This is a genomic window from Streptomyces armeniacus (genome assembly GCF_003355155.1).
GTDB classification, from domain to species: domain Bacteria; phylum Actinomycetota; class Actinomycetes; order Streptomycetales; family Streptomycetaceae; genus Streptomyces; species Streptomyces armeniacus.
In genome coordinates, this window is record NZ_CP031320.1 from 2,057,232 (window position 1) to 2,068,897 (window position 11,666).

Annotated in this window: 10 protein-coding genes; 5 read left to right on the top strand and 5 right to left on the bottom strand. The window is 71.0% G+C overall.

What is annotated here, in order from left to right; translation table 11 throughout:
- Positions 1-186: 186 nt before the first annotated feature.
- The 3 genes from DVA86_RS09035 to ctaC are packed head-to-tail and all read right to left on the bottom strand — an operon-like array spanning position 187 to position 3,337.
- Positions 187-585: a cytochrome c oxidase subunit 4 gene (locus tag DVA86_RS09035; RefSeq protein ID WP_208877229.1), complete on the bottom strand. Its 399-nt coding sequence runs from the start codon at positions 583-585 to the stop codon at positions 187-189.
- Positions 582-2,345, bottom strand: coding sequence for an aa3-type cytochrome oxidase subunit I (gene ctaD / locus DVA86_RS09040; protein ID WP_245996443.1), 1,764 nt, complete (start codon positions 2,343-2,345; stop codon positions 582-584). The genes DVA86_RS09035 and ctaD overlap by 4 nt, the downstream gene beginning before the upstream one ends.
- Positions 2,342-3,337 (bottom strand): aa3-type cytochrome oxidase subunit II, encoded by a 996-nt coding sequence (gene ctaC, locus DVA86_RS09045; protein ID WP_425470790.1) that lies wholly within the window; start codon positions 3,335-3,337, stop codon positions 2,342-2,344. The genes ctaD and ctaC overlap by 4 nt, the downstream gene beginning before the upstream one ends.
- A 530-nt stretch (positions 3,338-3,867) precedes the next feature.
- Between ctaC and DVA86_RS09050 the strand changes: the two genes are divergently transcribed.
- A complete protein-coding gene (locus DVA86_RS09050; protein WP_208877232.1) occupies positions 3,868-5,292 on the top strand; it encodes a cysteine desulfurase/sulfurtransferase TusA family protein in 1,425 nt (474 codons plus the stop codon).
- 135 nt (positions 5,293-5,427) lie between these two features.
- On the opposite strand, the gene DVA86_RS09055 is transcribed toward DVA86_RS09050, so the two are convergent.
- Positions 5,428-6,402 (bottom strand): carbohydrate kinase family protein, encoded by a 975-nt coding sequence (locus DVA86_RS09055; RefSeq protein WP_208877233.1) that lies wholly within the window; start codon positions 6,400-6,402, stop codon positions 5,428-5,430.
- A gap of 138 nt (positions 6,403-6,540) precedes the next feature.
- On the opposite strand from DVA86_RS09055, the gene DVA86_RS09060 reads away from it, so the two are divergent.
- Positions 6,541-6,795: a hypothetical protein gene (locus DVA86_RS09060; RefSeq protein WP_208877235.1), complete on the top strand. Its 255-nt coding sequence runs from the start codon at positions 6,541-6,543 to the stop codon at positions 6,793-6,795.
- A gap of 90 nt (positions 6,796-6,885) precedes the next feature.
- Entirely contained in the window at positions 6,886-8,562 is a 1,677-nt protein-coding gene (locus DVA86_RS09065; protein WP_208877236.1) for a hypothetical protein, read from the top strand.
- 167 nt (positions 8,563-8,729) lie between these two features.
- On the opposite strand, the gene DVA86_RS09070 is transcribed toward DVA86_RS09065, so the two are convergent.
- A complete protein-coding gene (locus tag DVA86_RS09070; RefSeq protein ID WP_208877238.1) occupies positions 8,730-9,083 on the bottom strand; it encodes a HesB/IscA family protein in 354 nt (117 codons plus the stop codon).
- 271 nt (positions 9,084-9,354) lie between these two features.
- On the opposite strand from DVA86_RS09070, the gene nadA reads away from it, so the two are divergent.
- Both nadA and DVA86_RS09080 read left to right on the top strand, forming a co-directional pair.
- Positions 9,355-10,560, top strand: coding sequence for a quinolinate synthase NadA (gene nadA / locus DVA86_RS09075; protein WP_208877239.1), 1,206 nt, complete (start codon positions 9,355-9,357; stop codon positions 10,558-10,560).
- 114 nt (positions 10,561-10,674) lie between these two features.
- On the top strand, positions 10,675-11,640 hold the full coding sequence (locus DVA86_RS09080) for a GNAT family N-acetyltransferase (RefSeq protein WP_208877241.1): 966 nt from the start codon (positions 10,675-10,677) through the stop codon (positions 11,638-11,640).
- Positions 11,641-11,666 lie beyond the last annotated feature (26 nt).

An 11,666-nucleotide genomic window follows, 5' to 3' on the forward strand; every position in this document is an offset into this window, starting at 1 on the left:
GCTTCGGGCCGTCCTCAAACCCCGGACGGGCTGGTTTGCGGGCGCTCCGGCCCGTCGCCAAGGTGCGGAGGGCTGCCCCCGGCACACGGCTGCGCCGCCGCAGCGGGGTTGTCCCGCCGCGACGGCGCGCGACCACAAAGGGGAGGGTCCGGCGGAATCGCCGGCCGTCTCAGCCTCTACGTACGGTCACTGATTCTGCGCCTCGCCGTGGTAGTACTCGAACACCCAGCCCCACAGCCCGATCAGCAGCAGCGGCAGCGAGAAGAAGAGCAGCCACCAGCCGAAGACGACGCCCAGGAAGGCGAGCGCGCCGCCGATGCTCAGGGAGAGCGGCTGCCAGCTGTACGGGCTGAAGAAGCCCACCTCGCCGGCGTCGTCTGCGACGTCCGCTTCCTTGTTGTCCTGGGCCCCGGTGTCCACACGGCGGGCGGTGAAGGCCAGGTAGTAGCCGATCATCACCGACAGGCCGAACGCCAGGAACAGGGCGGTGGTGCCGACCGGCTCCTTCGACCAGACGCCGTACACGGCGGCCACGGCGAGCAGGAAGACGGACAGCCAGAGGAACATGTGTCCCTGGATCTTCACTTGTCGTCACCCTCTCCCGCCTTGGCGCTGCCCGCGCCCTCTCCGACCAGGACCTTCTCCTGCGTTCCCGGCTCACCGAGCTGCTCCAGCGCGACGATCTCCGGGTGGTGCAGGTCGAATGCCGGGGATTCGGAGCGGATGCGCGGCAGCGTGAGGAAGTTGTGCCGCGGCGGCGGGCAGGAGGTCGCCCACTCCAGCGAACGGCCGTACCCCCAGGGGTCGTCGACCTCGATCTTCTTGCCGTGCTTCGCCGTCTTCCACACGTTGTAGAAGAACGGGAGCATCGACAGCCCGAGCAGGAACGAGCTGACCGTGGAGATGGTGTTGAGCGCGGTGAAGCCGTCCGCGGCCAGGTAGTCGGCGTACCGGCGGGGCATGCCCTCCGCACCGAGCCAGTGCTGCACCAGGAACGTGCCGTGGAAGCCGATGAACAGCGTCCAGAAGGTGATCTTCCCCAGCCGCTCGTCCAGCATCTTCCCGGTGAACTTCGGCCACCAGAAGTGGAATCCGGCGAACATCGCGAAGACGACCGTGCCGAAGACCACGTAGTGGAAGTGCGCCACCACGAAGTACGAGTCGGACACGTGGAAGTCCATCGGCGGCGACGCCAGGATGACCCCGGTCAGGCCACCGAAGGTGAAGGTGACCAGGAAGCCGATGGTCCACAGCATCGGCGTCTCGAAGGACAGCGAGCCCTTCCACATGGTGCCGATCCAGTTGAAGAACTTCACGCCGGTCGGCACCGCGATCAGGAAGGTCATGAAGGAGAAGAACGGCAACAGGACGCCGCCGGTCACGTACATGTGGTGCGCCCACACCGTCACCGAGAGACCGGCGATGGCGATCGTCGCCCCGATCAGGCCGATGTAGCCGAACATCGGCTTGCGGCTGAAGACCGGGATGACCTCGGAGACGATGCCGAAGAACGGCAGCGCGATGATGTACACCTCCGGGTGCCCGAAGAACCAGAACAGGTGCTGCCAGAGCAGCGCACCGCCGTTCGCGGCATCGAAGATGTGCGCGCCGAACTCGCGGTCCGCCTCCAGCGCGAAGAGCGCGGCGGCCAGCACCGGGAAGGCCAGCAGCACGAGGACGCCGGTGAGCAGCACGTTCCAGGTGAAGATCGGCATCCGGAACATCGTCATGCCGGGAGCGCGCATGCAGATGATGGTGGTGATGAAGTTGACCGAGCCGAGGATCGTGCCGAAGCCGGAGAAGGCCAGACCCATGATCCACATGTCGGCGCCCACGCCCGGCGAGTGCACCTCGCTGGACAGCGGCGCGTACGCGAACCAGCCGAAGTCCGCGGCGCCCTGCGGCGTGAGGAACCCGGCCACCGCGATGAGCGAGCCGAAGAGGTAGAGCCAGTACGCGAACATGTTCAGCCGCGGGAACGCCACGTCGGGCGCGCCGATCTGGAGCGGCATGATCCAGTTCGCGAAGCCGGCGAACAGCGGGGTCGCGAACATCAGCAGCATCACCGTGCCGTGCATGGTGAACGCCTGGTTGAACTGCTCGTTCGACATGATCTGGGTGCCCGGACGGGCCAGTTCCGCCCGCATGAACAGCGCCATCACGCCGCCGATGACGAAGAACAGGAACGACGTGGCGAGATAGAGCGTCCCGATCGTCTTGTGATCGGTCGTGGTCATCCACTTCACGACGACGTTGCCGGGCTGCTTACGGCGCACGGGCAGCTCGTTCTCGTACGAGTCGTCTGCCGCTGCGGCACCCTGGTGCGGTTCGTTGAGGATGCTCACGGGTTATTCGTCTCCGCATTCCTGGCGTCACCGGTGGTCTCGACGCCCGACGGGATGTAGCCGGTCTGGCCCTTCTTCGCCAGCTCCTCCAGATGCTTCTGGTAGCGCTCCGGAGAGACGACCTTCACGTTGAACAGCATCCGGGAGTGGTCCACGCCGCACAGCTCGGCGCACTTGCCCATGAAGGTGCCCTCCTTGTTCGGAGTCACCTCGAAGCGGTTGGTGTGCCCGGGGATGACGTCCTGCTTCATCAGGAACGGCACCACCCAGAACGAGTGGATGACATCGCGGGAGGTCAGCACGAACTGGACCGTCTCGCCCTTCGGCAGCCACAGCGTCGGACCCGGGTTGTCGTTCTGCGGGTTCCGGTCGCCGGGGGTGCCCGCGGTGTAGACGCCCTCGGCGCCCTCCGGGAAGGCTTCCTTCATCCGGTCCGGAATCGCCTTCAGAGCACCGGAGTTCTCACCGGACGTCTTCGGATCGCCGTCGACGTCCTCGATGTAGTTGAAGCCCCAGCTCCACTGGTAGCCGACCACGTTCACCACGTGGTCCGGCTTCTTGGAGGTCTCGAGGAGCTTCGCCTCGTCGCGCGCGGTGAAGTAGAACAGGACGGACACGATGACGATCGGCACCACCGTGTACAGCGCCTCGATCGGCATGTTGTAACGGGTCTGCGCGGGCACCTCGACCTTGGTCTTGGAGCGCCTGTGGAAGATGACACTCCACACGATCAGGCCCCACACCAGCACGCCCGTCGCGAGCGCTGCCGCCCACGAGCCCTGCCACAGGGAGAGGATGCGCGGCGCCTCTTCCGTGACCGGGGTGGGCATGCCGAGGCGGGGGAAGTCCTTTGATGTGCAGCCGGTCGCGGTCACCAGGACCAGACCCGCCATCAGCGCTTGCGGCAGCTTCCGCCGCATCGGGCGCCGCGACGAGGGGGTACCGCCCCCGCCCGTTGGGCGGTGGGGGAGGTCGGAGCCGTTGGGACTCACGTAGCGCCTTCCCGAGAGTCTCGCCCGCTCAGCCGGGCTCGGCCGTTAGGTGGTCGGGCGCGGCCCTGGCGGGGCAGGGGTTTGATGTTTATGCGGACCAAACCCTAACGGACGCCATTTGGGCCCGCGCGGGGAGGGTGCCCAACGCGCCGCGCGGCACCCCGAAGGGGTGGAATCGCGGCCCCACCAGGGGCGGGAACCGCCCCTTCAGCCCGTCCGGCGTTTGAGGACGGCCCTCAGCCACGGTGGGTCCCGCGCCCGGCAGACATCGGTTAAGGAACCGGCCCTGTGCCGCCCGGCGGCCGCCCCGGTCCGTCCTCAAACGCCGGACGGGCTTGGGTGAATGGGACCGCGCCCACGTCGCGCACCGCAGGTGCGTCGTGGTCGAGGGTCGTCCTCAAGCGCCGGACGGGCTGAAGGTGCGGACGGGCTTGGGTGGGACCGCGCCCACGTCGCACACCGCAGGTGCATCGTGGCCGAGGGCCGTCCTCAAACGCCGGACGGGCTGACGGGCGCGTTAGCGTGCGTACGTGTCCTACTTTGACGCCGCATCCTCCGTCCCCCTCCACCCCGTCGCCCGCCAGGCGCTGCTCGCCGCGCTGGACGAGGGCTGGGCCGACCCCGCGCGGCTGCACCGCGAGGGCCGCCAGGCGCACATGCTGCTGAACGCGGCGCGCGAGACGGCCGCCGAGGCCGTCGGCTGCCGCCCGGACGAGCTGTCCTTCACGCCGTCCGGCACCCGCGCCCTGCACACGGGTATCGCCGGCGCGCTGGCCGGGCGGCGGCGCGTGAGCCGCCGGCTGGTCGTGTCCGCCGTGGAGCACTCCGCCGTGCTGCACGCGGCCGAGTCGCACCGGGCCGGCGGCGGTTCGGTCACGGAGGTGGCCGTGGACCGTACGGGCCGGGTGGCGGCCGAGTCGTACGCGCGGGCCCTGCGGGCCGGGGAACAGGGCGAGGGCCAGGACGAGGGCGAAGGCGCCGCCCTCGCCTGCCTGCAGAGCGCCAACCACGAGGTGGGCACCGTACAGCCCGTCGCCGAGGTGGTCGAGGCGTCCCGGGAGGCGGGGGTGCCGCTGCTCGTGGACGCCGCGCAGTCGCTCGGCTGGCGGGCCGTGCCGGGTGGCTGGTCGCTGCTGGCCGGGAGTGCGCACAAGTGGGGCGGCCCGCCCGGCGTGGGGCTGCTGGCCGTACGGAAGGGGACGCGGTTCGCCGCGCCGCAGCCGACCGACGAACGGGAGTCGGGCCGCGCGCCCGGCTTCGAGAACATCCCGGCGGTGGTCGCGGCGGCCGCGTCGCTGCGCGCGGTCCGCGCGGAGGCCGACGTCGAGGCCGCGCGGCTGCACACCCTGGTGGACCGGATCAGGGCGCGGGTGCCCGAACTCGTCCCGGACACCGAGGTGGTCGGCGACCCCGTGCGGCGGCTGCCGCACCTGGTGACCTTCTCGTGCCTGTACGTGGACGGCGAGGCGCTGCTGCACGCGCTGGACCGGGCGGGCTTCTCGGTCTCGTCGGGTTCCTCGTGCACGTCGAGCACGCTGACGCCGAGTCATGTGCTGAAGGCCATGGACGTGCTGTCGGAGGGCAACGTACGGGTGTCGCTGCCGCCCGGTACGGAGGCGGCGGACGTGGACCGCTTCCTGGAGGTGCTGCCGGAGGCGGTGCGTTCCGTACGTGCGCACCTGGGCGCGCCCGCGGAGACCGGCGCAGCCGTCCCCGAGGGCGCGGACGGGGACGAGCCGGCGCGGGAGCGTACGGTCGACGCGCTCGGCCGGCTGTGCCCCGCGCCGGTCATCGAGCTGGCCAGGGCGATCGGCGAGGTGCCGGTGGGCGGTGTCGTGACGGTCCTGGCCGACGACGAGGCGGCCCGGCTGGACATCCCGGCGTGGTGCGAGATGCGGGGGCACGACTACCTGGGCGCGGAGGGCACCTCGTACCGCGTACGGCGCCGCGGCTGACGCCCGTACGCCCGTACGCGCCACGCCGGGGAAAGCCGCGCCAGGGCGCCCGGCCACACCGTGCCGGAACAGCGAACGGGCACCCCCGCCGGCGCGCGGCGCGGGTGCCCGTTACGGCTGCGGGACGGCCGCCGGTCAGGCCAGGTGGGCCTGGACCTCGGACGCGGCGTCGTCGCCGTACGCCTTGGTGAAGCGCTCCATGAAGTGGCCGCGGCGCAGCTCGTACTCCTGGGTGCCCACCGTCTCGATCACGAGCGTGGCCAGCATGCAGCCGAGCTGCGCGGCACGCTCCAGGCTGACGCCCCACGAGAGGCCGGTGAGGAAGCCCGCGCGGAACGCGTCGCCGACGCCGGTCGGTTCCGCTTTGCGCTCCTCTTCCGGGCAGGCGACGAGGATCGGCTCCTCGCCCTTGCGCTCGATCCGTACGCCCTGGGCGCCGAGGGTGGTGACGCGGGTGTCGACGCGGTCCAGGATCTCGTCGCCGGACCAGCCGGTCTTGGACTCGACGAGGCCCTTCTCGTACTCGTTCGAGAAGAGGTACGTCGCGCCGTCCAGCAGGACGCGGATGTCCTCGCCGTCCATGCGCGCGATCTGCTGGGAGAAGTCCGCCGCGAAGGGGATGCCGCGGGTCCGGCACTCCTCGGTGTGCCGGATCATGGCCTCGGGGTCGTCCGCGCCGATGCAGACCAGGTCGAGGCCGCCGACGCGCTCGGCGACCGACTGGAGCTCGATCAGCCGGGCCTCGCTCATGGCGCCGGTGTAGAAGGAGCCGATCTGATTGTGGTCGGAGTCGGTGGTGCAGACGAAACGCGCGGTGTGCAGCGTCTCGGAGATGCGGACCGATCCGGTGTCCACCCCGTGCCGGTCGAGCCAGGCGCGGTACTCGTCGAAGTCCTCGCCGGCCGCGCCGACCAGGATCGGCTTGGCGCCGAGCTGGCCCATGCCGAAGCAGATGTTGGCGGCGACGCCGCCGCGGCGGACGTCGAGGGCGTCCACGAGGAACGAGAGGGAGACCGTGTGCAGCTGTTCGGCGACCAGCTGGTCGGCGAAACGGCCGGGGAAGGTCATCAGGTGATCGGTGGCGATTGAGCCGGTGACTGCGATACGCACGACGAAATCTGCTCCTGGAGGAGGAGAATGGAGACGGGCCCGTTCACGCTACCCGTTATCGCGCCGTAGTCGAACAGGGCGTAACTACCAGATAGTAGGCCCTTCCCGGCACTCCGTCCGCTGCGTAGCGTCGTCTTCATGACCAAGCACGCGCACTCCCCCGGCTTCCCCCCGCCCGAGCCCGAGTCGCTGGCGCAGCTGCGCGGCGACTGCGCGCGGATGGCTCCGCACTGGCAGACGGGGACCGCCACGGGTTCCGTTTCCGGCTCCGCTTCCGGCTCCGGGCGCCGGGAGTCCAAGGCCGCCGGTACCGGCCCCGTAGCATTGCACGGCGTACGCGTGCCGTCACGCTCCGCGCGACTGCTGGACGGTATGTCCGAGTACGGGGACTGAGGGAACCGCTCGTACCACCGCTCCGTCCAAGGGGCATCCCCGCACAAGGGATGCGACCCGAGTGATGAGCGGAGCCGAAGGAGCGATGCGGTGAGCACCCAAGAAACCCCCGAGCGACCCCGGGAGCGGCGACGTCAGCTGACCGTCCTCTCGGTGGCGGCAGCCGTGCTGCTCGCCGGAGGTGGAGGCGCGTACTGGGCGTCGAGCGCTTCCGACGACGGCGGATCCGCCGCACGCGAGGACGCGTCGGCCGCGCCCGAACCCCTGGTACTGGACGGAGCGGGCCGTACGGAGTCGGGTGACGGCGGCGACAGCCGTTCCGGGGTCGCCCCGGGCGAGCCGAACCCGAACGGCCACACGACCTACCGCGCCGACGGCAAGCTGCCCGACGGGCCGGACTCCGCGTCCGTGTTCCGCCGTTCCGGCAGCATCGGCAAGTCCGAGGTGACCGCCGTCGCCAAGGCGCTGGGCGTACCGGGCACGCCGAAGCTGGAGCACGGCCGCTGGACGATCGCGGGCGGCAAGGAGGGCCCGTCGCTGTCCGTCGGCAGCGAGCGCGCGGCCGGCATGTGGACGTACTCGCGGCAGGCAGACCTGATCGACATGACGTGCGGCACGCCGAACGCCAAGGGCGGCGGGAAGCTGCCCGACCGTACGGAGTGCGCGGAGCCGGGCAGCGGGTCCGAGTCCGGTTCGTCGGGCTCCGGTTCGGGCTCCGGCGACGGCGACGGCGACGGCGAAGTCAGCGCCTCGGACACCGACCCCTCGGACGACAAGGCCGTCAGCACGATGACCGTGCCGTCGAACGGCGCCGAGCCGGTCTCCGAGGAGAAGGCGAAGGACGCCGTACGTCCGGTACTGGAGGCGCTGGACCTGAAGGGCGCCGAGCTGGACGCGTCCTCCGCGTACGGATCGCTGCGCGTCGTCAACGCCCAGCCGGAGGTGGAAGGGCTGCCGACGCACGACTGGGGCGGCACGTTCACGGTCGGCCCGGACGGCAAACTGTCGCGCGCGCACGGAAAGTTGGGCGAGCTGAAGGAGGGCGCGGAGTATCCGGTGATGAGCGCCGCCGACACGCTCAAGCAGCTCAACAAGTACGGCGGGCCGCGCACGCTCGAGGCGGCGCGCTGCGCCGTGCCCCCGAAGCCGGACAAGCCGGACGCGAAGCCCGAGAAGCCGCAGACGAAGCCCGCACCCGGCGGCGTCACCTCCGAGGACGTGCCCTGCGGGCCGTCCGGTACGGCGAAGACGCTCTCGGTCACCGGGGCGGAGTTCGGCCTGGCCACCCAGTTCTCGCACGGCAAGCCGGTCCTCGTACCGTCCTGGATCTACGAGGTGCAGCGGCCGGGCGGCAAGGACACGTACCCGGTGACGTACCCGGCCGTGGAGCCGGAGTACCTCGACCGCACCGGCGGTGAGGACCGTACGGGCGGTGGCGACGACGGCACGGCGGAGCCCCCGTCACCGGACGGCCCGGACAAGGGCGAGGGCAAGGACAAGGCGGGCCAGGCGGTCTCCTCGTACAAGGCCGAGGGCCGGAAGCTGACCGTCACGTTCTGGGGCGGCGTCTGCCACAAGTACGCGGCGAAGGCGGACGAGTCCGGGGACAAGGTGACCGTCACCGTCGAGGAGGGCGAACGCGAACCCGGCAAGGCATGCGTGATGATCGCGAAGCAGCAGACCGTCGACGTCACGCTCGACAAGCCGCTCGGCGACCGCGAGGTCGTCGACGCGCGGGACGGTGAGCCGCTGCCGCAGCGGAAGTAACGCAACGCGGCGTCGGCGCACTACGGCGAAGGCGGCGGGCCTGTGGGGGGCCTGCCGCCTTCGCCGCGTTCTGCGTGCGTCTGCTGTGTGTCTGTGCTGCGCCCGCGCTGCGTATGCCACGCGCTGTACGTGTGCGCCGGGCCCGATGCGTACGGGCCCGTGCCGCGTCAGCTGAACGAGTCTCCGCAGGCGCAGGAGCCCGTCGCGTTCGGGTTGTCGATCGTGAAGCCCTGCTTCTCGATGGTGTCGACGAAGTCGATGGAGGCGCCGCCGAGGTACGGGGCGCTCATCCGGTCGGTCACGACCTTCACGCCGTCGAAGTCCTTCACGACGTCGCCGTCGAGGGACCGCTCGTCGAAGAACAGCTGGTACCGCAGCCCGGAACAGCCACCCGGCTGAACAGCCACGCGCAGCGCCAGATCGTCACGGCCCTCCTGCTCGAGCAGGCTCTTGACCTTCGCCGTAGCGGTGTCGGACAGGATGATGCCCTCACTCACAGCGGTCTCGTCCGATACGGACATCTGCTTCTCTCCCGGGTTGTACGGACTGCTCTGCCACCGGCTGCAACCAGCGGCATCCCGGATTCATTCCAGGCAGGTACGTCGTTTCACGCGCTTCTCATGCTCGCACACCGGGCCTCGTACGGTCACCGGCCCCGGGCCCGCAGCCCTCGCCGCGGGAATGCGTCACATCGACGCGATGGCCATCGTCAAACTGACACGAAGCGGTTATGATAGATAACGTCAAAGAGACGATAAGTCTCGTGTTCTGGAAACAGAAAGGGTGCGTGACGTGTCCACCGCCCAACCCCTGGACGTACAGCCGACACCCCTCGCCCTGCTCCTGCTCGGCCGCGAGGCGGACCCGAAGAGCGAACGCGGCGTCGAGTGTCCCGGCGACCTGCCCGCCCCGTCCGACCCGGACCTGGTGGAGCGCGCCCGTGCGGCCAAGGCGAAGCTCGGGGACAAGGTCTTCGTGCTCGGCCACCACTACCAGCGCGACGAGGTCATCGAGTTCGCGGACGTCACCGGCGACTCGTTCAAGCTGGCCCGGGACGCCGCCGCACGTCCCGAGGCCGAGTACATCGTGTTCTGCGGCGTGCACTTCATGGCCGAGTCGGCCGACATCCTCACCTCCGCCGGGCAGCAGGTCGTGCTGCCGGACCTGGCGGCGGGCTGCTCGATGGCCGACATGGCCAGCGCCGAGCAGGTCGCCGAGTGCTGGGACGTGCTGACCGAGGCCGGGATAGCCGACGTCACCGTGCCCGTCTCGTACATGAACTCCTCCGCCGACATCAAGGCCTTCACCGGCCGGCACGGCGGCACCATATGCACCTCGTCCAACGCGCGGCGCGCGCTGGAGTGGGCCTTCGGTGACGGGGACGGGGACGGCGGCGGTGCCGGCGGGCGGAAGGTGCTGTTCCTGCCGGACCAGCACCTCGGCCGCAACACCGCCGTACGGGACCTGGGCATGTCCCTGGACGACTGCGTCGTCTACAACCCGCACAAGCCCGGCGGCGGTCTCACCCCGCAGCAGCTGCGGGACGCCCGGATGATCCTGTGGCGCGGCCACTGCTCGGTGCACGGCCGGTTCTCGCTGGACTCGGTGAACGACGTACGCGAGCGGATGCCCGGCGTGAACGTCCTCGTGCACCCCGAGTGCAAGCACGAGGTGGTGTCGGCGGCGGACTACGTCGGCTCGACGGAGTACATCATCCGCACCCTGGATGCGGCCCCCGCCGGGTCGAAGTGGGCGATCGGCACCGAGCTCAACCTCGTACGGCGGCTGGCGAACCGTTACGCCGCCGAGGGCAAGGAGATCGCCTTCCTCGACAAGACGGTCTGCTTCTGCTCGACCATGAACCGGATCGATCTGCCGCACCTGGTCTGGGCGTTGGAGTCGCTGGCCGACGGCACCGTGGTGAACCGCATCCAGGTCGACGAGGAGACCGAGAAGTTCGCGAAGCTCGCGCTGGAGCGGATGCTGGCGCTGCCGTAGACCGCACGCGCGACGCGCCGGGCCCGCACCGCGGGGGGTGGGCCCGGCGCGGTACGGGCCGGTCCCCCGGGCCCGGCGCGCTCCCGCCGCGGGCGGCGGCGCGAGGATGGGGGCATGCTGCTGCGACCTCTGCGGGACACCGCTGAAGACGCCGAGACCGTACGGCAGATCGTGACCGCCGCCCGGCGGCCGCACGAGCCGTTCACGCCGTACGCCGCCGCGCTGCCCGGACCGTACGAGCCGGCGGACGCGTACGCGACGTACGAGCCGCCCGAGGCGTTCGAGCCCCCGGACCCCTTCGAGCCGCCCGAGCCGCCCGAACCGGCCGACCGGCGGCGGGAGATCGCCCGCCACCTCGTCCGTACGGACCCGCGCGGCGGCAGCTGGCTCGCGCAGGCGCCGGACGGCCGCCCGGTCGGCGTCGCGCAGTCCGCGAAACGCGAGGGCACCTGGGCGCTCGCCGTACTGGCCGTGGTGCCCGAGGCGCGCGGCGAGGGCGTCGGGAAGGCGCTGCTGAGCCGGGCGGCGGAGTACGGGCGCGGCTGCCTGCGCGGCGTCCTGTGCTGCCCGCAGCAGCCGGCGGCCGCACGCGTCTGCCGCCGCGCCGGCTTCGAGCTGCACCCGGCGATGCGGCTGCGCGGCAAGGTGGACGCCGCGCGCCTCGACGCGCCGGACGGCGCGGTCGTACGGGGCACAGCCGCGCAGCGCGACCTGCTCGACTCCGTCGACCGCCGGCTGCGCGGCGGCGCGCACCGCGCCGACCACGACCTGCTGCTGCGGCACCACGACCTGTTCGTCACCGACGACCTGGCCGGCAGCGGCTACTGCTACCTCGGCAGAGACGGCACCGTCGAGCTGCTCGCCGCCACCTCGCGCCGCCTCGCCACCCGGCTGCTCACGGCGGCGCTGCTCAGCGTCCCGGACGGCACCGAGGTGCGCGTGCCGTATCTGACCGCCGAGCAGCAGTGGGCCGTCGACGTGGGGCTCGCGGCGGGGCTGGAGCTGGCCACGGCGGGGTACGTGGGGCTGCGCGGGCTGCGGCCGCCGTCGCCGTACGTGCCGTCGCGCACCTTCGCCTGAAGGTGCGGCAAGGGCGGCCGGGGAAC